Annotated in this window: 21 protein-coding genes; 12 read left to right on the top strand and 9 right to left on the bottom strand. The window is 72.1% G+C overall.

Annotated elements, in window-relative coordinates; translation table 11 throughout:
• The first annotated feature begins 302 nt into the window (after nt 1–302).
• The 5 genes from FYX01_RS21480 (at nt 303) to FYX01_RS21460 (ending at nt 2379) form a co-directional block, all read left to right on the top strand.
• Nucleotides 303–731 (top strand): ATP-binding protein, encoded by a 429-nt coding sequence (locus FYX01_RS21480; RefSeq protein ID WP_150244350.1) that lies wholly within the window; start codon nt 303–305, stop codon nt 729–731.
• A 10-nt stretch (nt 732–741) separates the two neighbouring features.
• Nucleotides 742–966, top strand: coding sequence for a hypothetical protein (locus tag FYX01_RS21475; protein ID WP_150244198.1), 225 nt, complete (start codon nt 742–744; stop codon nt 964–966).
• Between the two features lie 105 nt (nt 967–1071).
• On the top strand, nt 1072–1491 hold the full coding sequence (locus FYX01_RS21470) for a hypothetical protein (protein WP_150244196.1): 420 nt from the start codon (nt 1072–1074) through the stop codon (nt 1489–1491).
• A 131-nt stretch (nt 1492–1622) separates the two neighbouring features.
• Complete coding sequence (locus FYX01_RS21465; RefSeq protein ID WP_150244194.1) at nt 1623–1805, top strand: hypothetical protein; 183 nt, start codon at nt 1623–1625, stop codon at nt 1803–1805.
• Nucleotides 1806–1917: 112 nt separating this feature from the next.
• Nucleotides 1918–2379 carry a PPOX class F420-dependent oxidoreductase gene (locus FYX01_RS21460; protein WP_150244192.1) on the top strand — a complete coding sequence of 154 codons (462 nt, stop codon included), beginning with the start codon at nt 1918–1920 and terminating at the stop codon, nt 2377–2379.
• A gap of 111 nt (nt 2380–2490) precedes the next feature.
• Here FYX01_RS21460 and FYX01_RS21455 read toward each other — a convergent pair whose 3' ends face one another.
• From FYX01_RS21455 to FYX01_RS21420, 8 genes are all read right to left on the bottom strand, one after another.
• Entirely contained in the window at nt 2491–2841 is a 351-nt protein-coding gene (locus FYX01_RS21455; protein ID WP_150244190.1) for a hypothetical protein, read from the bottom strand.
• Between the two features lie 35 nt (nt 2842–2876).
• Nucleotides 2877–3281: a four-helix bundle copper-binding protein gene (locus FYX01_RS21450; protein ID WP_150244188.1), complete on the bottom strand. Its 405-nt coding sequence runs from the start codon at nt 3279–3281 to the stop codon at nt 2877–2879.
• Nucleotides 3282–3333: 52 nt separating this feature from the next.
• A complete protein-coding gene (locus FYX01_RS21445) occupies nt 3334–4731 on the bottom strand; it encodes a cytochrome P450 (protein ID WP_150244186.1) in 1398 nt (465 codons plus the stop codon).
• 111 nt (nt 4732–4842) lie between these two features.
• A complete protein-coding gene (locus tag FYX01_RS21440) occupies nt 4843–6867 on the bottom strand; it encodes a CocE/NonD family hydrolase (RefSeq protein WP_150244184.1) in 2025 nt (674 codons plus the stop codon).
• 16 nt (nt 6868–6883) lie between these two features.
• Nucleotides 6884–8203 (bottom strand): ATP-binding protein, encoded by a 1320-nt coding sequence (locus FYX01_RS21435; RefSeq protein WP_223830588.1) that lies wholly within the window; start codon nt 8201–8203, stop codon nt 6884–6886.
• A gap of 297 nt (nt 8204–8500) precedes the next feature.
• Entirely contained in the window at nt 8501–9496 is a 996-nt protein-coding gene (gene mgrA, locus FYX01_RS21430; RefSeq protein ID WP_150244182.1) for an L-glyceraldehyde 3-phosphate reductase, read from the bottom strand.
• A gap of 174 nt (nt 9497–9670) precedes the next feature.
• Complete coding sequence (locus FYX01_RS21425; RefSeq protein ID WP_150244180.1) at nt 9671–11098, bottom strand: pyridoxal phosphate-dependent decarboxylase family protein; 1428 nt, start codon at nt 11096–11098, stop codon at nt 9671–9673.
• A complete protein-coding gene (locus tag FYX01_RS21420) occupies nt 11088–12461 on the bottom strand; it encodes an MFS transporter (RefSeq protein WP_223830587.1) in 1374 nt (457 codons plus the stop codon). The genes FYX01_RS21425 and FYX01_RS21420 overlap by 11 nt, the downstream gene beginning before the upstream one ends.
• Nucleotides 12462–12751: 290 nt before the next feature.
• Here FYX01_RS21420 and FYX01_RS21415 point away from each other — a divergent pair, with 290 nt between their 5' ends.
• From FYX01_RS21415 to FYX01_RS21395, 6 genes are all read left to right on the top strand, one after another.
• Complete coding sequence (locus tag FYX01_RS21415; RefSeq protein ID WP_150244176.1) at nt 12752–13093, top strand: DUF8129 domain-containing protein; 342 nt, start codon at nt 12752–12754, stop codon at nt 13091–13093.
• A 140-nt stretch (nt 13094–13233) separates the two neighbouring features.
• Nucleotides 13234–13629, top strand: a complete 396-nt coding sequence (locus tag FYX01_RS21410; protein WP_150244174.1) for a DUF2267 domain-containing protein — start codon at nt 13234–13236, stop codon at nt 13627–13629.
• Between the two features lie 266 nt (nt 13630–13895).
• On the top strand, nt 13896–15065 hold the full coding sequence (locus tag FYX01_RS21405; protein ID WP_190394432.1) for an SDR family NAD(P)-dependent oxidoreductase: 1170 nt from the start codon (nt 13896–13898) through the stop codon (nt 15063–15065).
• Nucleotides 15066–15119: 54 nt separating this feature from the next.
• Nucleotides 15120–16085 (top strand): TIGR03557 family F420-dependent LLM class oxidoreductase, encoded by a 966-nt coding sequence (locus FYX01_RS21400; protein WP_150244170.1) that lies wholly within the window; start codon nt 15120–15122, stop codon nt 16083–16085.
• A 50-nt stretch (nt 16086–16135) separates the two neighbouring features.
• A complete protein-coding gene (locus tag FYX01_RS26300; RefSeq protein WP_190394431.1) occupies nt 16136–16297 on the top strand; it encodes a hypothetical protein in 162 nt (53 codons plus the stop codon).
• 313 nt (nt 16298–16610) lie between these two features.
• The gene (locus tag FYX01_RS21395) at nt 16611–17909 is read left to right on the top strand and encodes a cellulase family glycosylhydrolase (RefSeq protein ID WP_190394430.1); all 1299 of its coding nucleotides are present in this window, start codon (nt 16611–16613) and stop codon (nt 17907–17909) included.
• A 64-nt stretch (nt 17910–17973) separates the two neighbouring features.
• Here the strand turns inward: FYX01_RS21395 and FYX01_RS21390 are convergent, their stop codons facing one another.
• The gene (locus FYX01_RS21390; RefSeq protein ID WP_150244168.1) at nt 17974–20466 is read right to left on the bottom strand and encodes an ATP-dependent Clp protease ATP-binding subunit; all 2493 of its coding nucleotides are present in this window, start codon (nt 20464–20466) and stop codon (nt 17974–17976) included.
• 496 nt (nt 20467–20962) lie between these two features.
• Here FYX01_RS21390 and FYX01_RS21385 point away from each other — a divergent pair, with 496 nt between their 5' ends.
• Nucleotides 20963–22279 carry a bifunctional o-acetylhomoserine/o-acetylserine sulfhydrylase gene (locus FYX01_RS21385; protein ID WP_150244166.1) on the top strand — a complete coding sequence of 439 codons (1317 nt, stop codon included), beginning with the start codon at nt 20963–20965 and terminating at the stop codon, nt 22277–22279.
• The last annotated feature ends 40 nt before the right edge of the window (nt 22280–22319 follow it).

Raw genomic sequence — 22319 nt, 5'->3', positions numbered from 1 at the left:
ACCGTAACACATTGCATGATTCCTTATTTCGATTACGCATAGTGGACTACTTCTTTCTGAACTATTGCAGATTTAGTTATGGCACTTCATCCTGGTGGGGAGTCAACAGCTGCGGGTGCTCTTCGGCGTCCGGACGGCGTGTGTCACGGCTGTCGCTTGCACAACGCAGCCCACTTCTGTCACTTGGAGGAATCACGATGGACGGCTTTGGTGTGCCTCGACCGAGGCGGGCGGTGGAGGAGGAGTGGCGGGCGCCCGGGAGCGGACTGCCGCACCGGGTTCCCGGCAGGACGGGCACGGGAGTGCGCACGGCGTTCTTCGGCTCCCAGCCCTCGCAGGCGGCGCAGATCCGCAGCTGGTGCCAGCGAGGCGCCCGGGTTCCCGCGCACCGGGCCTTTCCCCTGTTGCTGGTGGTGAGCGAACTGGTGACCAACGCCTGGCTGCACACCGCATCCGGCACCGAGTGCGGGCGGGTGCGGGTCCAGATGCGGCACTTGCCCGGCCGACTCGTGCGCATCGCGGTCACCGACGACGGGCCACGCCCCGGACAGGGCGTCTGCCTGCCACGGCTGTCTCCCGAGGCCGACGCCCTGGCCACGTGCGGGCGGGGCCTGCGCCTGGTCGACAGGCTGGCCGTGGAGTGGGGCTGGGAGGGCGAACCCGGCCGACCCCTGACCGTGTGGGCGCACACCGACCCCTACGCGCCCGTGCCCGACACCGTCGGGGCCTGAGGGCCGGGGCATGGGGTGGGACCGCAGTCAGGACACCGCCCAGTACGAGGCCGCCCGCCTGTTGGATCAGCTGCACAGCCGCTGGTGGGTGCTGTGGGGGCCGGGCTCTCGCCGCTTTTTCGCCTTCCACCTCGGCCCGCACCGCGTCTCACCGCTGAGCGCGGCCACACCACAGTCGCTTGACGAGCAGATCCGCGCCTTCGAGCGGGAAGCGCAGCCCCGCCGGGGCCAATGACACCCGCCCGAGTACATCAATCCGAGAACACAAGCGCCCCGAACCGGTGTTAGGAGCACCGGATCGGGGCTCGATCAACCACCTGCACCAACCAGGAGGAGGACCGTGAACGACCACCCTAGTGGGCGACACCGCAGGCCCCGCCAGAGCCTGGCCGGACGCGTGTGGGCGCTGACCGCCGCGCTGCTGGCCCTCGCCCTGGCCGCCGTGTTCGTCCCCCAGCACTCTCGGCACCCCCGGCGGGAGAGGGCCGCGATCACGCCGCCGCCCAGCCGCCGGGAACTGCCGACCATCACCCCCGCACGCGGGGCCGAGGGGCCTGGCACCGGCCCCGAGGAGGCCGAGAGCGCCCTGGTCCGCCCCTACATGCCCCCGTTCCCCCGGGTCCCGGTCGGCGACCTGCTGGCGGAGCCCCTGACCGCACCCGTCCGGCCCACCCCGCCCACCGAACCCGCCCGGGACGTCCCCGACGACCTCGGCGACCTGGCCGACGCCGTCCGCCGCTACCTCGACCGGGTCGGGTGAGCCGATCGACGAAGCGGATGCGACTGCGACCTCGGTCACCCGCGGGGCTCCTGGGGTGCAGGAAGCGTGTGATCGCTGATGACGCCGGGTAGGGGCCTGCCAAGCCATACGACAGGGAGGAGGCCCGGACAATGAGCGTTCCGGAGGAGTCCAGGCCGAAGACCAGGGACACCGACCAGGTCGTCAACGCCGACCACAGCGACGACCAGCAGGATCCGGACACCCGGGGGGAGTTGGAGGCCGAGCTCCAGGACAAGATGGAGCAGGAGAACCTCCGCCGGGAGGACTTCGGAGAAGGCGGCGGGGAAGAGTAGCCGCCAGGAGCGCCGGGGCCGCATCGGCCCCGGCGCTCCTCGCGTGCGTGGGGACTACGCCGGCCCGGTCCACGCGACGGGCGCGGGCACCGCGAACAGTGAAAGCGAGACGATGAGCCCTTCGATCGCCACCAACACCCGTGTCGACCTCGACGGCCTGTTGGAGTTCGTGCGCCCCCGGCACCGGGCGCTCCTCATCACCCGCCGGTCCGACGGTGAACCCCAGGCCTCGCCGGTCACCTGCGGTGTGGACACCGAGGGCAGGATCGTGGTGTCCACCTACCCCGAGCGCGCCAAGGCCCGCAACGCCCGGCGCGACCCCCGGGTCGGCGTCGTGGTCCTGTCCGAGGACTTCGACGGCCCCTGGGTCCAGGTCGACGGCGAGGCCGAGGTCATCGACGGCGAGGAGGCCGTCGAGCCGCTGGTCGAGTACTTCCGCGTGATCTCCGGCGAGCACCCCGACTGGGACGAGTACCGCGAGGCCATGCGCCGCCAGGGCAAGTCGCTGGTCCGCGTCACTCCGAAGAGGTGGGGGCCTGTCGCCACGGGCGGTTTCCCCGCCGACCGCGTCTGAACCCGGCCGAGGCCGTACCCCGCCCGTCGCCCCCATGCATCGCCCGCCGCGTCCGTGCCCCGCCGGCCGTGTCCGAGCGGAGCGGGGCACACCTGCCCCGCTCCCGGGAGGTCACCGCCCCGCGGGCGGCGGTCTCCAGTCGTCGTCGGGCGGTGCCGGCCCGCGGTCGGGCGGATCACCGCCCTCGGGCGGCGGTTTCCAGTCCCCGCCGGACGGGGGCTCCCCGGCGGTTCCCTCTCCGGGCCGGGCGGTCCCCAGGCCGGGCATGCTGCCTCTGTTGTCCCATCCGGTCGGATACCGCCTGCCCTCCGGCCTCTCCTTCCAGTAGTCCGGCGAGCGCACGGCCTCCTGCTTGCGGATCGTCTCCCGGCGGATGATCCACAGCACGAGGAAGATCACCGCGATCGGGACGGCGATGGCCACCAGGATCCCGAACAGCCAGCCGAGTGTCGGCCACTCCATCGCTGCCCTCCTTCAGACGTCGGCGGCGCGGCCCCTCACAGGGCCGCGAGAAGCTCACGGCACGCGCTCTCGCAGCGGCGGCACGCCTCGGCGCACACCCAGCAGTGCTCGTGCTGTGCGGCGTGCCGCTCGCACTCCTCGCCGCACATGCGGCAGGCCTCCGCGCACGCCTTCACCAGCACCCGGACCAGGGTGTCGTCGCCCTCGGTCCTGCGGGAGAGCACCCTCTGGGTGACCTCGCACACGTCCGCGCAGTCCAGGTCGGCGCGCACGCACGTGACCAGGTCGGCCACCGCCCTCTCACCCAGGCACGCGTCCGCGCACAGGGTGCAGACCTGGGCGCACTCCCCGCAGGCCTCGATGCAGGCCCGGAGCTTCTCCTCGACCCCGAAGCCCCGGTCGCCGGGACGGGTGTCCAGCATCTGTTCGACGACGCTCATGTCTCCTCCTCAACGAACCCGGGCCGGATCCGTCGCGGATCCGGCCCGGAGCTCAGGTCGAAAGCGAGAACCGCAGTGCGAAGTGGTTCAGCGACGCGGGCAGCCCCGTCGCGGGCAGCGGTCCGGCCGCGTCCGCGCGGGCCGGGTTCCGGCCCCGGAGCAGCGCGCGCAGGAACAGGGACACCGCCAGCGGCACCATGTCGACCCCCGCGCACCCGGCCGGGCCGTAGCTGAAGGGCAGGATGCCCGGCTCGTCCTCGGCACGTCCGTCGAGCCAGATCCCGGGGTCGAACGCGTCGGCGTACGGAAGCCGTGAGGAGTCCCGGTGGAAGTAGGAGCTCACGATCAGGAAGGCGGTCCCGGCCTCGAACACCTCCTCCCGCCAGGTCGTCTCGCGCGTGCTCTCCCGGATCACCATGAGCGTGGTCGGCCACAGCCGCGCCGACTCGCGCACGGTCGCCCGGAGCAGCGGGAGGTCGAGCCCCTCCCGGGTGTCGATCTCCTCGCGCGCCGCGTACGCTCCCGGGCTGAGCGAGGTCAGAAGTGCCAGGGACCGGAACGCGACGATGGCGGCCGCGTCGAAGGCGAACAGCCAGTGCGCCGCCTGGTCCTCAGGCCGCAGGTCCGTGTCGTGGCCGTCTCCGGCGGAGCCTCCCGCGGTCAGCCTCCAGGCGAGGCTGCCCGGTTCGGCGCGTTCGACGTTGGCGCGCGTCCGGTCGAGGAACTCGGCCCTGGTCCCGTGGCGAACGGGAGCCGTGTACGTCCAGTTCGCACGTGCCCGCAAGGCGTACAGCAGCTCGGTCGTCCGGTGGTCGTCCGCGGCGAAGGCGCCGAAGACCATCCTTCGCGCCATCGCGTTGAAGGACTGGGTGAACCTCCACCAGTCCAGGTCACCGCCCTCGCGCAGGGCCAGCGCGAGGGTGAGCGCCTCCTCGTCGGCCTGCGCCGCGAGGGTGTCCCCGTCGGGGTGGATCGCCTGCCCGGGTGCCAGGGCGGCCTCGTTGGCCGCACGCCGCCGGGGGCGGTTCGCGTGGTCGGAGATGAGCACCCCGTGCGGCTGGAAGTGCGACAGGGCGCCGCGCTTCTCCCGTCCGTCGGGGGAGAAGGGCTCCGGAGTCTCCCGTAGCAGTCGGCGCACGTCCTCCGCGGACAGCACCAGTGCCGCCTGGCGCCCCGCCAGGCGCAGCGGCAGCGGGTCGTCGCCGTGGCGTTCGCGCATCTCGCGCAGGGCGGCGACCGCCCTGCGGTCGGCGTCCAGTCCGGTGACCAGTCTCGTCATCAGCGGGCGGCGCAGGATCACGCCCCGGGCCACGTTGGGCAGCAGGACCGAGGTCAGCAGACGGGCGGTCTCCGACGTGCTCGTACGCCGCGCCCGTCCCGGTCGGCCCGTCTCGTCCCGGCGGCCCGCCTCCGTCCGCGGCCGTGTCTCCCGTCGGTCTTCTGTGGGCATCGGAACCGTTCCTCCCCTTGGTCGGTTCGTCCCCGGAGTCCTGCCCCGGCTCTCCCGGCTCCCGGCCCCGGGCGCGGCGCCGTGTCGTCGTGCGCCGCGCCCGGGCGCCGGTCACAGGTGGTCGCGGGGCAGTGTCTCCCGCCACTGCCGGGAGAAGACCCGTTCGTCGTTCTCGAAGGCGTCCAGGGTCGCGTACACCCGGAAGTCGGTTTCGGTGCACTCCAGGATCGTGTGGGTCTCGGTCCGGGTGCGCCACCCGTCGCGGGCGAAGCGGACCGTCCACGTCGACTGTCCGCGCGCCGAGGTGAAGTCACCGGCCACGGACTCGTAGCACTCGTAGGCGCGCCGTCCGACGTCCATGTCGATGTCGTCGAAGTGCAGGACGCCCCCGTCCTTGACGATCTCCAGGGAGGAGTGGGTGTCCACCAGGTCACGGTGGACGGTCCAGCGGTGTTCCGGTTTCTCCTTGCGCGTGGTGGAGATCTCCGGCGCCGCCTCCGGCTCCCCGAAGGGCTGCGGGTTCGGCTCGTCGGCGTCGTTGTGCGGGCGCACCGGCAGGACCAGCCTGCTGTTCTGCGGGTGCACGGTCAGCATGACCGGACGCGGCGGCGGCCAGGCCAGCGGCCAGTAGGAGGTGGACAGCGACAGCCGGATCCGGTGGCCGACGGGGAAGGCCTGCGCGACACCGTTCAGCGTCAGCCTCACCTGGTAGATCTCGCCCGGCTCCAGCACCTCGGGGGTCTCGTGCCCGTTGCGGTGGGTGAGGTTGAGCAGCCCGTAGGTCACGCGTGTGGCGCTGCCCTCGGGGTCGACGTCGACCAGCCTGGCCGCGACCATGGCCACGGGCTCGGTGACCGAGACCTCCAGCTCCACCGCGCCGGTGCCCAGGATCTCCACGTCCTCGGACAGCACGTCGCTGTCGAAGACCAGGGAACCGCCGTCCTCCTCTCGCTGGTCGTAGGGCAGGTCGGGCGGGGCGTTGTAGGAGGCCCACTTGCCCGCGAACTGGCCCACGGTCAGCGGAGACCTCAAGGTCAGGGACTCGCTCTGGATCTCCTCTCCGGGGCGGCCGATCGTGTACTTGGCCAGGGGGTAGGAGATGTACTCCACGTTCGGTGAGGGCCACTCGTCCTCGCGCACCCATCGTCCCGGGCGCTCGTGGTAGGCGGTGGAGGGCGGAACGCTGTCCTGCATCCAGGCCCACAGGGCCGGGCCGTCGTCGATGCCGTTGTCCTCGCCCTTGAGCCAGTGGTCCAGCCAGCGCACGACCTCCTGGAGGTAGCCGATCGCCGGGCCGGGCTCGCCCATGTGCGGGTAGCGGTGCGACCAGGGGCCGACCAGTCCCCTGGCGGGGGCCTTCAGGTTCCACAGGAGCCGCAGGACGGCGTTGGAGTAGCCGTCGGCCCATCCGCTGGAGGCCAGGACGGGGCAGCGCACCTGGGAGTAGTTCTCCGCCACCGAGGCGTGCCGCCAGTAGCCGTCGTGCCGCTGGTGGTGCAGCCACTCCAGGACCCACGGCTCGCTGTCCTCCAGCCGCTCGAACCACATCCGCCGCCACTCCTCGCCGACGATGACCGGGTCGGGGGGCAGGGTGGCCGCGGCGAACATCGTCCCCGCCTCGGCGAGGTTGTCCGAGAGCAGGCAGCCCCCCATGTAGTGGAAGTCGTCGCCGTAGCGGTCGTCGGTGAAGGAGCTGATGATGATCGTGCCGAGGCTGGGCGGCTGCCGCTCCGCCACCTGTAGGGCGGCGAACCCGCCCCAGGACAGCCCCATCATGCTGGTGTTGCCGTCGCACCAGGGCTGTTCGGCCAGCCAGGCCAGGATCTCCTCGGCGTCGTCCTGCTCGCGTTCCAGGTACTCGTCGGTGAGCACGCCCTCGGAGTCACCGGTTCCGCGCAGGTCCACGCGGACGCAGGCATAGCCGTGCCCGGCGATGTAGGGGTGGTGCATGGAGTCCCGCACGGCCGTCAGGTCACGTCTGCGGTAGGGGATGTACTCCAGTACCGCCGGTACCGGGGTCGCGTCCGAGGAGGTCGGCCGCCACACCTTGGCGGCCAGCCGCACGCCGTCCGACATGGGGATCCAGAGGTGCTCGTCGGTGTGCAGGGCGTGCGGCAGGTTCTTGACCACGTGCATGGACGGGGGCCTCCCTTCAGCGCTGGACCGTGCTGTCGGAGGAGTCGTCCACCTCTTGGAACTCGAAGTGCAGTTCCTCCACACAGCGCTCGTACTTGGCGCGCATCTCGGTCTCGTCCTCGGCACCGATGGTGATCTTGACGAGCTCGTAGCTGTAGCTGTCCTGGTAGGCCATCTCCGAGAGGCGCTCGCCCTGCTCGGGCACGATCTCGTCGATGCTCACGCCGGGCAGGGACTCCTCGACCTCGGCGACCTCCTCCGGAGTGGGTACGCGCACGACGACGGCGTCGTCGAACCGGCGGTGGTACCACTCCGCGGCCACGTTGAACTCGCCCCGCATGTCGTCGGGCAGGCGCGGGCTCTGTCCGAGGGCCAGCCGGAGCATGCGCTCGTGGTTGGGGACTCCGTCCACCAGTTCGAAGAGCCTCGCGTGGGACTGGGAGTGGCGGGTGTTGACCTCCAGGACGTTGAGGCCCTCCTCGACCGGGTCGTAGAAGAACTCGATGCTGAAGGTGGCGTTGTCCATCCCGGACTTCCCGATGACCTTGACGGCGACGTCGCGCATCCGCCCGATCACCTCGTCGGGCAGGTCGGAGGGGTACTGGTGCCGCAGGAACACCGGGCTCGCCGGGTAGTCGATCGAGTCCAGGGAGCCGTAGACCACGACCTCGCCCTTGTACACGTAGCCCTCGACGGCGGCCTGTACGCCGTGCATCGCGGCCTCGGCCAGGCAGGTGCGTCCGCCCACGGAGGAGATCTCCGGGGGCAGGTCCACCCGCTCCAGGATCTGCTCGAAGGGCCGGCCGATCATGTCGATGCCCTCGCGCATCTCGGCCACGGCCTCGTGGAAGCCCTCGTCGTCGTCGACGCGGAAGGCCAGCAGCGAGGAGGCCGACTTCACCGGCTTGAGCCACATCGGGTAACCCGGGCTCTCCGGGGGCTTGACGTTCTCGTCGTTGAGGTCGACCAGGGCGAAGGGCGGGTACTCGTCGATGACCTCGCTCTGCAGCAGCCTGCTCCAGTACTTGTGCTCGCACTTGACGAAGGATTCCAGGGACGCCGAGGGCAGGCCGCGGCTGGAGCACAGGATGGGAACGAGCAGGGTCACCGGGAAGTCCCAGTAGCCGACGATCGCGTCGACGGATCCGTCGAAGTCGTCCAGGATCCGCTCCGCCTTGGCGATGAGCGGGTTGATGTCCACCTCGCCGGCCTGGAGCTCGTCCAGGTCCAGTAGTTGGTGGAACCGGCAGTTGCGGCCGGTCGGGGTCCTGCGCAGAATCTCCAGGTTCCGCTCGTCCAGACCGACCACGAACACGTTCTTCACAGCTGCCTGCACCGCCTTTCCGTAATAGGACTGTGATCTTCTGGTGCGTACAGGTGCGACTACCCGTGATCGTCGCGCCAAACCAGAAGCGTTCCGTCCCACACGGCGAAGGTGCTGGCCAGAGCGGTGGAGCCGGTCGCGGAGCCCGTCTGACCTGGTCGAACGCCGCTGGACCGTCCCCGGCGGACCCTGTCGGGAGGGGCCGCGCCGGATCCCGGCGGGGCCGCCCCCGACACCGCGCGTGTCGGCGGTCCGGACGGTCGACACCGTCCGGACCGCCGGCCCGGACGAGGGACCGCCGGGGTGCGGTCAGTCCACGCGGGCGTACTCGTCGATCTCGGCCAGCTCGTCCGCGTCGAACTCCAGGTCGCCGACCGCAGCCACGTTGTCCTCCAGCTGGGAGACGCTGCTCGCGCCGATCACCGCCGAGGTCACCCGCTCACCGCGCAGCACCCAGGCCAGCGCCATCTGGGCGAGCGACTGCCCGCGGCGCTCGGCGACGGCGTTGAGCGCGCGCACCCGCCCCAGCACCTCCTCGGTGATGCCCTCGGTGGTCAGGAACGGGCTGCTTCCGGCCGCCCTCGACCCCTCCGGCACGCCGCCGAGGTACCGGTCGGTCAGCAGCCCCTGCGCCAGCGGCGAGTAGGCGATGGAGCCCGCGCCCACCTCGTCGAGTACGTCGAGCAGACCGTCCTCCACCCACCGGTTGAACATCGAGTAGGAGGGCTGGTGGATGAGCATCGGCGTGCCCAGGCCGCGCAGGACGGCCGCGGCCTCGCGGGTCTGCTCGGGGGAGTAGTTGGACACGCCCGCGTACAGGGCCTTGCCCTGGCGTACCGCCGTGTCCAGCGCGCCCATGGACTCCTCCAGCGGGGTGCCGGGATCGGGCCGGTGGTGGTAGAAGACGTCCACGTACTCCAGGCCCATGCGCTCCAGGCTCTGGTCCAGGCTGGACAGCAGGGACTTGCGCGAGCCCCACTCGCCGTAGGGTCCGGGCCACATCAGGAACCCGGCCTTGGTCGAGACCACGATCTCGTCGCGGTGGGGGCGCAGGTCGCGGGCCATGACCCGGCCGAAGTTCTCCTCGGCCGACCCGGGCGGGGGACCGTAGTTGTTGGCCAGGTCGAAGTGGGTCACACCCAGGTCGAACGCGCGCAGGATGATGTCGCTCTGGACCTCGATGCCGCGGTCGTGGCCGAAGTTGTGCCACAGGCCCAGGGACAGGGCGGGCAGGCGCAGTCCGCTGCGGCCGCACCTGCGGTAGGGCATCGTCTCGTACCGGGTCGGGGCGGCGACGTAGGTCATGTTTCCCTCTCTCCTGGGGCTGTGCTGGGGCTGTGCGCTCATCGGAGCGCGGCCGGAGTCCTTCTCCGCCGGTCCGCGCGCCGGCCGGAACCGTGCGGTCGCAGTATCCCGCGCGAGCGGCACCCGCGGTGAACGGCGTGCGGGGAATCCGTACGTGTCCCGGCCAGTCACCGGTCAACCGGCGTGCGGAGAGTACAGAGCGGAGAGGAAGCGCACCAGGAGGGCCTCGCGCACCGACGGTTCGAGGCCGTCCAGCACGGTGTTGACCGCCGCCATCCCCGCGCCGCCGGGGCCCGTCAGGTCCACCCCCACCGAGGCCAGCAGCTCCACGAACCCCCGGTCGTCCAGGGTGGACAGGTCCAGTGCGGAGACCGCCTCGGCCAGGCCCTCGGGGACCGGCGGGCGCACCCCCCTCACCGCCGTGACCGCCCCGGCGAGCACCTCCAGCAGCGCGTCCACCCCGGCCAGTGACACCCCGGTCAGGGTCAGGTGCAGGTTGGCGGGGATCCCCGCGTAGGACAGCTGCGGCTGCAGGAACCAGCCCGACTCCGCCACCCTGTCGGCGAGCACGAACACGTCCACCTCGTCCGAGGCCAGTGCCACCAGCGGCGCGTCCGGGTCGCCCAGTACCCGCAGCCCGGGGATGTCCGCCACGCCCTCGCGCAGGCGGCGCGCGGCGGCCATCGCCTCCCGGGCCAGCTCCCGGTACCCCGAGGAGCCCAGCGCGTTCAGGGTGGCCCAGGCCCCGGCCAGCGGTCCGGCGCCCTTGCTGCTCTGCACGGTGGAGTTGACGACCGTGTAGCCGGGCCAGTCGGCGCCGGCGTAGTAGGCGCCCCTGCGCAGCCGCTCGTCGGTGAACAGCACCACAGAGGCGCCCTTGGGCGTGTACCCGTACTTGTGCAGGTCGCAGGAGAGCGAGGTGACCCCGGGGACCGACAGGTCGAACTGTGGTGCCGTGCCCTCCTCCAGCCACGGCAGCACCCAGCCGCCCACACAGGCGTCCACGTGGCAGAGCACGCCCCGCCCGGCCGCCAGCGCGGCGATCCCCGCGACCGGGTCGACCACGCCGTGCGGATAGGACGGCGCCGACGCCACCACCATCACGGTGCGCGGGGTGAGGGCCCCGGACACGGCCTCGGGAACCGCCCGCAGGCTCTCGGGATCCACCGGGACGGTCACCGGGTCCAGCCCCAGGTAGTGGCAGGCCTTGCGGAACGCCGGGTGCGCGGTCACCGGCAGGACGACCTCGCCGCGTCCCCGGACGGGGCGGGTGTCGCGGGCGGCCTTGACCGCCAGCATGATCGACTCGGTGCCGCCGCTGGTGAAGATCCCGGGTGTGGACGCGTCGCCGCCCAGGACCGAGGCGACCGCGCCCACCACCCGCCGCTCCAGGGCCACGGTGCTGGGGAAGGCCGTGGGGTCCAGGCCGTTGACCTCGATCATCTCCATGTACGCGCGGTGCCCGGCCTCGCGCGCCTCCGGTCGGCCCGGGTCGTACACGTAGGCGGCCACCCGCCCCTCACGCACGGGCAGGTCGCCCTCCCGGAGGCGGGAGAGCTCGGCGAGAAGGTCGTCGGTGGAGCGTCCGGACTCAGGTAGCACTGCGGTCTCCGGGGTCGGTGTCGGGTTCGGTGCCGGCGGGTTCGAGGGGGCGGTCGCCCCGGTCCCCGCGGCGGAAGGCGAGCAGCGGGGGCAGGCTCGCCAGGAGCAGTGCGGCGGGCAGCAGGGTGAACCCCGCGCCGATGCCGGTCAGGGCGCTGTCGGGCTGGGTCACCGCCACCGACACCTCGGCGGACCGGAACGCCGTCAGGCTCAGCACCGCCGCGAACAGTCCCGGGCCCAGCGCCATCGCGCCGGTCTCCAGGCCCGTCCACATCCCGGTGAACGTGCCCGCCTGGGCCTGTCCGCTGCGACCGGCGTCCTCGCGCACGGTCTCGGGGAGCAGCGACAGCGGCAGCAGTTGCAGGCCGGTGTAGCACAGGCCCACCAGGCCGGTCACCGCCAGCACGGGCACGGCCCGCTCGCTCAGCACCGCCGGGAGGAGCAGCAGGGCCGCGGCGGTCATGGCGGCCACCGCCGCCAGGTAGCAGCGCACCGTGCCGAACCGGCGGGCGGCGGCGGACCAGGCGGGGACCGCCACCAGGCTGGGACCGACCACGCACACGAACATGGCCGAGGTCAGCCCGTACGCGCCCAGGCGGTAGGTGGCCACGTACGGGGCGGCGGCGAGCATCACCGACACCGCCAGGGCCTGGAGGGCGAAGGCGAGGGCCAGGCGGAAGAACGCCCGGTTGCCCCGTGCGGCGCGCAGGGCGGCCACGGGTCCGAGCGTGCGCGGGCCGGGACGGCTGACGATCCACCGGGTACCGGCGGTGGAGGCCACCAGCGCCGCGCCCAGTACCAGGCCGATGGCCGCGCCCATCACCAGGTGTCCGGCGCGTCCGCCCCCGGCCCACTCCACCACGGCCGGCGCCAGGCCGCCCGCCGCCAGGATGCCCAGGGTCAGGCACACCACCCGCCACGACATGGCGCGGGCGCGCTGGTCACGGCGCGGGGAGATCTCCGCGGGCAGGGCGACGTAGGGGACCTGGAACAGGTTGAACGCCGTGGTGGCCAGGACGAACGCGCACCCCACCCACACCGCCGACCACCCGGGGGCCAGCACGGGTGCGGCGAACATGGCGGCGAACAGCACCGGCAGGGCGAGCGCGCCGGTGAGCATGAGCCGGGTCCGGTGGCCGGTGCGCACGGCCTCGCGGTCGCTGGCCACCCCGATCGCGGGATCGACCAGCATGTCCCAGACCTTGGGCAGGACCAGTACCAGTCCGGCCAGTCCGGCGGCGACGCCCAACACGTCGGTGAGGTAGTAGAGCAGCAGCAGGCCGGGCAGGGCGGAGAAGACGCCGGTGCCCACCGAACCCACTCCGTACCCCAGGAGCCGGGTACGCGGCAGCGGCGGAGTCACGGCAGGGCCCGTGTGAGGTGGGGTCCGGCTGTGACGGGAGAGGGAGCGGTGGGGGAAGAGATGGTGGGGGAGAGGCCGCGGCGCCCTGCGGAGGCGCGCCCGGCGTACGGGGGGAGGGCCACGCGCCGACGTTACTCCCGAAGGGGCGGGCGCATCAACGGCGCGCCCGCCGCCGGCCGGTCCCGTATGTCCTCGGAAGCCCGTCCCACCTGCTGTTTCGTGTCCAGGCTCCCGGGTAGCTGTGCCCCTACACCCCATCGTCGTACGGAGCAGAAGGGGAGGGAACGTCGATGCACGAGACCACACCCCCGATCGAGGGCTATGAGGGACTTCCGGTCGGGACGCTCCAGCACCGCGTCCGCTCACTCGACACAGAGCAGATGCGTCAGCTGGTCGACTACGAGGAGAGCCACGCCAACCGTGCCGGGGTCCTGGAGATCCTGCGCCACCGGCTCCACGACCTCGAAGAGGGCGCCGAGCCCTCCGGGGGTACACAGGACTTCCAGCCCGAGCGGCCCGGTCCGCCGACCGGCGGCTCGCCGGTGAGCACGGACACCGCGGCTCCCGCGTCGAGCCCGCCGCCGCAGGGCGTTCCCAACCAGCCCGCCAAGCCCAAGGGCGACCGACAGTGAGGCGGCTGGCCCCGCCCCACGGGGCGGGAGGCCGTATCCGCCGTTGCGCCCCGTGCGCGTGACGTGGAGGAAGGCCGTTCCCGACGGGCTCCTCCCCGCACCGCCACGGTGCCGCGGCGACGCCAGAAGGGGGAGACACCATGCAGCACGACACTTTCATCGGACAGGTCCAGGCACGGGCCCACCTGGACAGCCGCGGCGCCGCGGAGGAGGCCACGAGGGCGACGCTGGAGACCCTCGCCGAGCGGGTCGACCCCGGTCTGGGCGAGGACCTCGCCGCGCAGCTGCCGCGTGAGATCGGGGAGAACATGCGCCGGGTGACCCGCCAGACGGAGCAGGGGCCGGGCGCGGAGGGCTTCGACCAGCAGGAGTTCCTCAGCAGGGTGGCGCAGCGGGCGCACAGCGCCCCGCCGGAGGCCGCCCACAGCGCCCACGCCGTGTTCGACGTGCTCGACGAGGCCACCACCGGGGGAGTCATGGACAAGATCCGTCAGGCCCTGCCGGAGGACCTGCGGCGGCTCACCCTCCAGGGCTGAGAGGTCCCCAGGCCGGGCCCCGGCGCGGAACCGGGGCCCGCGAGGCGTCCCCCGGGTGCACGCGTGCACCCGGGGGACGCCCCGACCGCAACGCCGGGGCAGGGATTCGCCCATGTGCGGCCATCCGCGGTTTTCCGTTCCCCCACCTCGGGTAGCCGTACATCCGCACATCCCCCTGGACCGTTCCTTCGACGCACAGGGAGTGACATGGTGGTGGCACCTACCGCGCACCGGGTCTTCGACCACGACGGACGGAGCGGCCGGTGATGCGAGGCAATGCACCCTTGGTCCTGACCGCCGCGGGCTGGGCGGTGTCCAAGCTCCGGAGCAGGAACGAGCCCGAACCCGTGCGCCGCCGTCGCGGCGGCACGGCCTCCTGTGCCGTGGCCGGTGCCGCCCTGGGCGTCGGCGCGGCGGCGCTGTGCGGGAAACGGCGCGTCACCCGGCTGCCCGGCAAGGTCGCGCTGATCACCGGCGGCTCCCGCGGGCTCGGACTCCAGATGGCCCGCGAGTTCGGCTCACGCGGCGCTTCCGTCGTGATCTGCGCGCGCACCCGGGACGAGCTCGACCGGGCGCTGACCGACCTGGAGGGCCGGGGCGTGCGTGCGCACGGCGTCCAGTGCGACATCCGCGACCCCGACCAGGCCGAGAGCCTGGTGGAGGAGGCCACCGGAACCTTCGGGCGCCTGGACTTCGTCGTCAACAACGCGGGCATCATCCAGGTCGGGCCGCACGAGACGCTCTCCGAGAGCCGTTTCCGCGACGCCATGGAGACGATGTTCTGGGCGCCTCTGCGCATCTCGCGGGCCGCGCTCGGCCCGCTGGGCGAGACGGGCGGCTCGCTGGTCAACATCACCTCCATCGGCGGCCACCTGAGCGTGCCGCACCTGTTGCCCTACTCCTGCGCCAAGTTCGCCGAGGTCGGGCTGTCGGAGGGGTTGGGCGCCGAGGTCGCGGGCCGGGGCGTGCGGGTCACGACCGTGGTCCCGGGCCTGATGCGCACCGGCTCCCACAAGGCCGCCGTGTTCTCGGGCAGGCCCGAACGCGAGTACACCTGGTTCTCCCTGGGCGCCGGGCTGCCCCTGGTCTCGGTGAACGCCGAGCGCGCGGCCCACAAGATCGTGGAGGCGGCGGCCCGCGGGCGCGGCTACCTGGTGCTCACACCGCTGGCCAGGATGGTCATCATCACCCGGGGACTGTGCCCCTCCTTCGTCCAGGGCGTGACGCGCGTCATGGACAGTGTGCTGCCGGATCCGCCCGAGCAGGCGAGGGAGCGGACCGGAGGCGAGGTGGACGACGACGCCGTCAACCGCGCGCTGAAACTGCCCACGGCACTCAACGAGCGCGCCGGCGAACGCCTCAACCAGGGGCCGCGCGGTGAGGGACCGCCCAAGCAGGAGCCCCGTGGCGAGGGGCCGGACGCACCGGGCCGGTGAACGGCCCGGAACAGCGCGGAGCGCATGGAGACAGCGGCGATCGGGGGTTGCGACGTGACGCGTTTCGGATACTTTCTCGCCTGTGAGGAGCACGGACCCAGGGAGTTGGTCCGACAGGCCCAGGGCGCGGAGGCGGCGGGGTTCGACTCCCTGTGGATCTCCGACCACTACCATCCGTGGCTGGACTCGCAGGGGCAGAGCCCGTTCGTGTGGTCGGTGATCGGCGCGATCGGGCAGGTGACGTCCCTGCCGATCACCACCGCGGTGACCTGCCCGACCACACGCGTGCACCCGGCGGTGGTCGCGCAGGCGGCAGCGACCTCGGCGGAGATGGTCAGGGGCGGGTTCACCCTGGGCGTGGGCACCGGCGAGGCTCTCAACGAGCACATCCTCGGCCAGCCCTGGCCGCCCGCCTCCCGGCGTCTGTCGATGCTGGAGGAGGCCATCGGGGTCATACGCAAGCTGTGGACCGGCAAGCTCGTCAACCACCGGGGCGAGTACTACGAGGTCGACACAGCGCGCCTGTACACACTGCCGGAGGATCCGCCGAGGATCTACATGTCCGCGTTCGGCCCCAAGGCGACCAGGCTGGCCGCCAGTGAGACCGACGGCCTGATCCAGGTGGCGCCCAGCAGCGAGACCATCGAGCGCTTCCGCGCCGAGGGCGGTGCCGGCAAGCCCGTCCAGGGCGGGCTCAAGGTCTGCTGGGCCGAGACCGAGGAGGAGGCCCGGCGCGTGGCGTACGAGAGGTGGCCCACCGAGGCGCTGGCGGGCGAGGCCCCCCAGCTGCTTCCGATGCCGCGCCACTTCGAGCAGCTCACCGAGGGCCTGGTCACCCCGGAGATGGTGGCCGACGAGGTCGCCTGCGGGCCCGATCCCGAGGTGCACGTGGAGGCGATCAGGCCGTACCTGGAGACCGGTGTGGACGAGGTCTACGTCTGCCAGGTCGGTGACGACCAGGAGGGCTTCTTCGAGTTCTACGCGAACGAGGTCCTGCCTCGGCTCAGGGCCGAGGCCTGAACCGGGAACGGTGCGCGGGAGTCCCGCGCACCGTTCGGCGAGGAGGAGACATGAGCACCCGTACCCGTGACGGGACCCTGCGCGAGCCCGACCCGATGCCGCCGGACCCCTTCCCCCCGACCCCGATGCCGGAGCCCCCGCCGGAGCCGGAACCGGAGCCCGAGCCGCTCCCCGAACCGCCCGGCCCGGAGCCCGAGCCAGAGCCCGTCTGAGGACACCGCAGGGAAGGATCCCTGCGCGGAAGAGCCCGCGGGACGTACACGGCCTGTGCGTCCCGCTGGGTTCGTGCCTCCGATGAGGCCACGGATCCGGTCGCATACCCTCCCCGGTCCTCCGCAGCCGCCCGGCTCTCCCACCCGTCGCCGGCGGATCCGGTCCCGCCACGAGCGACTCGGATCCACTCCGTAAGGGGTATTGCCCCCTGTGTGACGGCTGGCCTACGTTGCCAGTGACAGGAAAGGCTCCTTCCGGTTCGGTCCGGCCGTTGTGCGCGGCGCCGAGCCGTCACCCGCTGGAGGAAGAACCGTGGCGCCACCCCCGTCCCCCGCCCGAGGCCGTACCGTCCTGGCCGTAGCCGCTCTCGTGGGCGCACTCCTCGCCACCCTGTCCCCGGCCGCTCCCGCGGCCGCGCGGGGCCCGGCCGACACCCCTCCCGCCGCCGGAACCGGCTCGGCCGCCCGGTCCGCAGCCGACGCGGTGGAGGCCCACGGCCAGTTGCGGGTCTGCGGCCTCAAGCTCTGCGACGAGAGCGGCGACCCCGTCCAGCTCACCGGGATGAGCTCCCACGGCCTGCAGTGGTACGGCGACTGCCTCACCGACGGTTCCCTGGACGCGCTCGCCCACGACTGGGGCGCCGACGTGCTGCGCGTGTCCATGTACATCCAGGAGGGCGGCTACGAGACCGATCCGCGCGGCTTCACCGACCGGGTCCACGAACTGATCGAGGAGGGCACCGAGCGCGGCATGTACGTCATCGTCGACTGGCACATGCTCACGCCCGGCGATCCGAACCACAACACCGACCTGGCGCGCACCTTCTTCACCGAGATCGCGGCCGCCCACGCCGACAAGGACAACGTCCTGTACGAGATCGCCAACGAGCCCAACCACGTCTCCTGGAGCGCGATCAAGGGCTACGCCGAGGAGATCATCCCGGTCGTGCGCGCCGAGGACCCCGAGGCCGTCGTCCTCGTCGGCACCCGGGGCTGGTCCTCCCTGGGCCTGTCCGACGGCTCCGACCACACCGAGATCACCGCGGACCCGGTCGACGCCGACAACATCATGTACGTCTTCCACTTCTACGCGGCCACGCACGGCGACTTCCACCGGGAGGGCCTGCGGGCCGCGGCGCGGGAACTGCCGCTGTTCGTCACCGAGTTCGGCACCCAGGAGGCCACCGGGGACGGGCCCGACGACTTCGCCTCCGCCCAGGCCTACCTCGACCTCATGGCCGAGGAGCAGATCAGCTGGGTGAACTGGAACTTCTCCGACGACTTCCGCTCCGGCGCCGTCTTCGAGCCCGGCACCTGCGCCGCGGGCGGCCCCTGGGCCGGCACGGACGCGCTCAAGCCCGCGGGGGAGTGGATCCGCGACCGTATCCGCGAGAGCGGGGACGTCCCGCCCACGGATCCCACCGATCCTTCGGACCCGCCCACCGACCCGGACGAGTGCGAGGTCCCGGCCTGGTCCCCGGAGACGGTGTACACCGGCGAGGACCGGGTCGGCCACGGCGGACGCCTGTACGAGGCCCAGTGGTGGACCCGGGGCGAGGAGCCGGGAACCACGGGTGAGTGGGGCGTCTGGAGGGACCTCGGGGCCTGCTGACCGCCCGGGGGCGGGCCGGGCGGCCCGCCCCCGCACGGCGACCGCGGGCCGCCGGATCCCCGCCTCAGAACGAGGGCACGGTGGAGATCCGCAGCTCCCCGGTGTCGTCCACGTCCACCAGCACGTGGTCGCCCGCCACGACCTGCTGGTCCAGCACCATGCGCGAGAGCCGGTTGCCGACCTCGCGCTGGATCGTGCGCGCCATCGGGCGGGCGCCGTAGGTGGGCTGGTAGCCGCGCTCGGCCAGCCACCCCACCGCCTCGTCGGTGAACCGCACGGCGATGTCCTGCGCGCGCAGCCGCTTCTCGGTGCGCTCCAGCATCAGGCGGGTGATCCGGCCCAGCTCCTCCTCGTCCAGCTGCTTGAAGACGATGACCTCGTCGATGCGGTTGATGAACTCGGGGCGGAACTCGTCCCGCAGCCGCCGCATCACCCGCTGCTCGGTGTCGGGGTCCACCTGGCCGCCGCTGGTGAAGCCCATCGGGCCGCCGCCGGTGATCACCTCCGACCCCAGGTTGCTGGTCATGATGACCACCGTGTTGCGAAAGTCCACCGTGCGGCCCTGGCCGTCGGTCAGCCGCCCGTCGTCCAGCAGCTGCAGCAGCAGGTTGAACACGTCCTGGTGGGCCTTCTCGACCTCGTCCAGCAGCAGTACCGAGTACGGGTGGCGGCGCACGGCCTCGGTGAGCTGGCCCGCCTCCTCGTAACCCACGAACCCCGGGGGAGCGCCCGTCAGGCGGCTGGCGGTGTGCCGCTCCTGGAACTCGCTCATGTCGACGCGGACCATGGAGTCCTCGGACCCGAACAGGGCCTGGGCCAGCGCCCGCGCCAGCTCCGTCTTGCCCACACCGGTCGGACCCAGGAACAGGAAGCTGCCCACCGGACGGTCGGGATCGCCCAGTCCGGCCCGTGAGCGGCGGATCGCCTCCGCGACGGCCGTGACCGCCTCGTCCTGGCCGATCACCCGCCCGTGCAGCACCTCCTCCAGGTTGACCAGGCGGTCCCGCTCCTCCTGGGTGAGCCGGGCGACCGGGATGCCGGTGCTGCGGGAGACCACCTCGGCGATGTCGGCGCCGGTCACCTCCGGCACCGCCGAACCGGTGCCGCGTGCCTGGTGGATCGCCCCCTTGGCCTCGGCGATCTCGTCGCGCAGCGCCGAGGCGCGCTCGTAGTCCTCCTCCCGGACCGCCTTCTCCTTCTCCTTCTCCAGGCCCTTGAGCCTGCCCTCCAGCTCGCGCAGCGAGGAACTGGAGCTCTTCAGCCGCAGGCGCACCCGCGCGCCCGCCTGGTCGACGAGGTCGATGGCCTTGTCCGGCAGGAACCGGTCGGTGACGTAGCGGTCCGACAGCTCGGCCGCCGCGACCATGCTCTCGTCGCTGAACCTCACCTGGTGGTGGGCCTCGTAGCGGTCGCGCAGCCCGCGCAGGATCTCGACGGTGTCCTCCACCGACGGCTCGGGCACCAGGATCGGCTGGAAGCGGCGCTCCAGGGCCGCGTCCTTCTCGACGTTCTTGCGGTACTCGTCCACGGTGGTCGCGCCGATGATGTGCAGCTCCCCGCGGGACAGCGCGGGCTTGAGCATGTTCCCGGCGCTCGTGGAGCCCTCGGCGGCACCGGCGCCGACGATGGTGTGGATCTCGTCGATGAAGATGAGCAGCTGGTCGGACTGGCTGCGGATCTCGTCCACGATCTTGTTCAGGCGCTCCTCGAAGTCGCCCCGGTAGCGCGTGCCCGCCACGACTCCGGACAGGTCGAGCTGGACCAGGCGGCGTCCGCGCAGGATCTCCGGGACGTCGTCGTCGAAGATGCGCTGGGCGATGCCCTCCACGATCGCGGTCTTGCCCACGCCCGGGTCACCGATGAGGACCGGGTTGTTCTTGCGGCGCCGTGCCAGCACCTCGATGCACTGCTCGACCTCGTCGTCGCGGCCGACCACCGGGTCCAGGCGGCCCTCGCGGGCCAGCGTGGTCATGTCGGTGCCGAACTCGTCCAGGGTCGGGGTGGGCGAGGGCTCCCCCTCGGACCGTCCGGCGGGGGACGGGGCCCCGGACGCCTTCTGCAGGGACTCGGGGTTGATCCCCGAGCTGTGCAGGAGCTGGCCGACGGCGTTGTCGGTGTTGACCGCCAGGGCGAAGAGCAGGTGCTCGGGCGTGATGCTGGAGCTGCCCGTGGCCCGCGCGATCTGCAGGGCGTCGAGCAGGGTGCGCTTGGCGGCGGGCGTGAGCCGGACCGATCCGCGTACCGACCTCGGGGCCTGGGCCACCGCCTGGTCGATGATGTCGATGATCTGCCGGGTGTCGGACCCGGTGTGCTCCAGCAGTTCACGGGTGGGCGGGTGCCGCAGCAGCGACCACAGCAGGTGGATCGTGTCGACGTCGGCGCCGCCGGTCTCCAGGGCGCTGCGCACCGCGGCGTCGGCCACCTGCTGGGCCTCGGGGCTCATGAGCTTGGACAGGTCCACGCGGCGGATCGGTCCCCGTGCCCCCAGGAAGCGCGCCAGGAACTCGTCGAACGACCCCGGGTCGCTGCCGCGGTCTTCGGGAAAGTCGTGTGTCATCTCGTCTCGTCCCCCGTGCGTTCAGTAGTGGCTTTTTCACCCTAAGTGAATGACCGTCGATCGGCCGGTAGCGGATCCCGGTGTGGGGGACGGAACGCGCGCGAGGGCCGCCGCCCGCCCGCACCGGGGTTCGCGCCAGGGAGCCCGCGCCGGGCCGGGTGCCCCGTTCCGGCCCGCTACCCGGGTCCGGTGCGGGATAACACGCCGCGACGGTGGGGGCGGTGGGGGCGGTCCGCGCCGTGTCCGACCGTGCGGCGGGGAGGACGGCCCACTCGGCCCGGTGTGCGGCGAATGTCCAGAATATGAGAAGCGTTGGTCACCTGTTGATACGGGATGTTAATCTCGTCCCATGATCGCGCTCATCCGACGACTCCACGTCGACCATGCGCGGGTGGCCGGCATGCTCTGTGGGCCCTGACTCCTCGGTGGTCGGCGGGGCCGTCCACCGTCCCAGAGCCCTGTTTCCCTGACCTGAACACCGAACAGAGGTTGCGCCATGACCGCCGACGCCACTCCCGAACAGGCCTGGTCCTTCGAGACCCGGCAGATCCACTCCGGGGCCCAGCCCGACCCCACCACCAACGCCCGGGCCACGCCCATCTACCAGACGACCTCCTACGTCTTCCGCGACACCCAGCACGGCGCCGACCTCTTCAGCCTCGCCGAACCGGGCAACATCTACACGCGGATCATGAACCCCACGCAGGACGTGCTGGAGCAGCGCATGACCGCGCTGGAGGGCGGTGTCGCGTCCGTCGCCTTCGCCTCGGGAGCGGCCGCCGTCACCGCCGCCGTGCTCAACCTGGTCGGCTCGGGCGGCCACGCCGTCGCGAGCCCCCTGCTCTACGGCGGCACCTACAACCTGTTCCGCTACACGCTGCCCAGGCTCGGCATCAAGGTCAGCTTCGTCGAGGACCAGAACGACCCCGAGGCCTGGCGCGCGGCCACCCGCCCCGAGACGGGGTTCTACTTCGCCGAGACCCTCGCCAACCCCGGCGGCAACGTCCTGGACGTACGTGCCGTCGCCGACACCGCGCACGCCGAGGGCGTGCCGCTCATCGTCGACAACACCGTGCCCACGCCCTATCTGCTGCGGCCCATCGAGCACGGTGCCGACATCGTCGTGCACTCGGCCACCAAGTACCTCGGCGGGCACGGCACCACCGTCGCCGGGGCGGTCGTGGACGCGGGCACCTTCGACTTCGGCGCTCACGGCGACCGGTTCCCCGACTTCGTCGAGCCCGATCCCAGCTACCACGGCCTCAAGTACTGGGAGGCCCTCGGCCCGGGCGCCTACGCGGCGAAGCTGCGCGTCCAGCTGCTGCGCGACACCGGCGCGGCCATCGCCCCGCTCAACAGCTTCCTCATCCTCCAGGGCATCGAGACCCTGTCACTGCGCATGGAGCGCCACGTCGCCAACGCCCAGGCCCTCGCCGAGTGGTTGGAGTCGCGTGACGAGGTCGAGAAGGTCTACTACGCGGGCCTGCCCTCCAGCCCCTCCAACGAGCTGGCGCGCCGGTACCTGCCCCGGGGCGCGGGCGCCGTCGTCTCCTTCGACCTGCACGGCGGCGTCGACTCCGGACGGGCCTTCGTGGACGGCACCGAGCTGTTCAGCCAGCTGGTCAACATCGGCGACGTGCGCAGCCTCATCGTCCATCCCGCCAGCACCACGCACGGCCAGCTCTCCCCCGAGGAGCAGGCCGTCTCCGGGGTCACCCCGGGGCTGATCCGCCTCGCGGTCGGCCTGGAGCACGTGGACGACCTCAAGGCCGACCTGGAACTGGGGTTCCAGGCCGCGAAGGCGCAGCAGTGACCGAGGCTCCCAGCCGTGGCGCCCCCCGGGGGGGGGGGGG

Origin of the sequence: Nocardiopsis quinghaiensis, from assembly GCF_008638365.1 — a bacterium.
GTDB classification, from domain to species: Bacteria; Actinomycetota; Actinomycetes; order Streptosporangiales; family Streptosporangiaceae; genus Nocardiopsis; species Nocardiopsis quinghaiensis.
This window is presented reverse-complemented; position numbering and strand designations above follow the sequence as displayed.

Bases quoted from the DNA above. Each gene is read 5' to 3' on its own strand.
- FYX01_RS21475 (WP_150244198.1), top strand. From the start codon at position 742: ATGGGGTGGGACCGCAGTCAGGACACCGCCCAGTACGAGGCCGCCCGC.
- FYX01_RS21465 (WP_150244194.1), top strand. From the start codon at position 1,623: ATGAGCGTTCCGGAGGAGTCCAGGCCGAAGACCAGGGACACCGACCAG.
- FYX01_RS21460 (WP_150244192.1), top strand. From the start codon at position 1,918: ATGAGCCCTTCGATCGCCACCAACACCCGTGTCGACCTCGACGGCCTG.
- FYX01_RS21455 (WP_150244190.1), bottom strand. From the start codon at position 2,841: ATGGAGTGGCCGACACTCGGCTGGCTGTTCGGGATCCTGGTGGCCATC.
- FYX01_RS21450 (WP_150244188.1), bottom strand. From the start codon at position 3,281: ATGAGCGTCGTCGAACAGATGCTGGACACCCGTCCCGGCGACCGGGGC.
- FYX01_RS21445 (WP_150244186.1), bottom strand. From the start codon at position 4,731: ATGCCCACAGAAGACCGACGGGAGACACGGCCGCGGACGGAGGCGGGC.
- FYX01_RS21440 (WP_150244184.1), bottom strand. From the start codon at position 6,867: ATGCACGTGGTCAAGAACCTGCCGCACGCCCTGCACACCGACGAGCAC.
- mgrA (WP_150244182.1), bottom strand. From the start codon at position 9,496: ATGACCTACGTCGCCGCCCCGACCCGGTACGAGACGATGCCCTACCGC.
- FYX01_RS21415 (WP_150244176.1), top strand. From the start codon at position 12,752: ATGCACGAGACCACACCCCCGATCGAGGGCTATGAGGGACTTCCGGTC.
- FYX01_RS21410 (WP_150244174.1), top strand. From the start codon at position 13,234: ATGCAGCACGACACTTTCATCGGACAGGTCCAGGCACGGGCCCACCTG.
- FYX01_RS21405 (WP_190394432.1), top strand. From the start codon at position 13,896: ATGCGAGGCAATGCACCCTTGGTCCTGACCGCCGCGGGCTGGGCGGTG.
- FYX01_RS26300 (WP_190394431.1), top strand. From the start codon at position 16,136: ATGAGCACCCGTACCCGTGACGGGACCCTGCGCGAGCCCGACCCGATG.
- FYX01_RS21390 (WP_150244168.1), bottom strand. From the start codon at position 20,466: ATGACACACGACTTTCCCGAAGACCGCGGCAGCGACCCGGGGTCGTTC.
- FYX01_RS21385 (WP_150244166.1), top strand. From the start codon at position 20,963: ATGACCGCCGACGCCACTCCCGAACAGGCCTGGTCCTTCGAGACCCGG.